Source organism: Pelomicrobium sp. G1 (genome assembly GCF_051905455.1).
GTDB lineage: Bacteria > Pseudomonadota > Gammaproteobacteria > Burkholderiales > UBA6910 > Pelomicrobium.
Window position 1 is genome coordinate 1 of record NZ_JBQACR010000280.1, and the last position, 293, is coordinate 293.

General features: G+C 60.8%; 1 protein-coding gene. It reads left to right on the forward strand.

Translation table 11 applies throughout. The features are described 5' to 3' along the window. Window positions 1-293 (forward strand): UbiD family decarboxylase domain-containing protein (locus ACTFO6_RS18505; RefSeq protein ID WP_439935840.1); only part of this gene is annotated, 293 nt, incomplete at both ends.

Consider the following 293-nt stretch of genomic DNA (forward strand, 5'->3'; position numbering starts at 1 on the left):
CTCTTGTGGGTAGTTACTCCTGTGTCGGACGCCCTTTCCGAGTACCATTTTTCGGTGCTGCTGCGGTGCGGCCGCATGGAGATTGTCAACTGTATCGACAGTGATCTCTCGGTGCCCGCCTCCGCCGAGATCGTGCTGGAAGGGGTAATCCACCCCGGCGAGACGGCCCTGGAGGGGCCCTTTGGCGACCATACGGGCTACTACAACGAGCAGGAGCGTTTTCCCGTGTTCACCATCGAGCGCATCACGATGCGCCGCGATCCGAGCTACCATTCCACCTATACGGGCAAGCC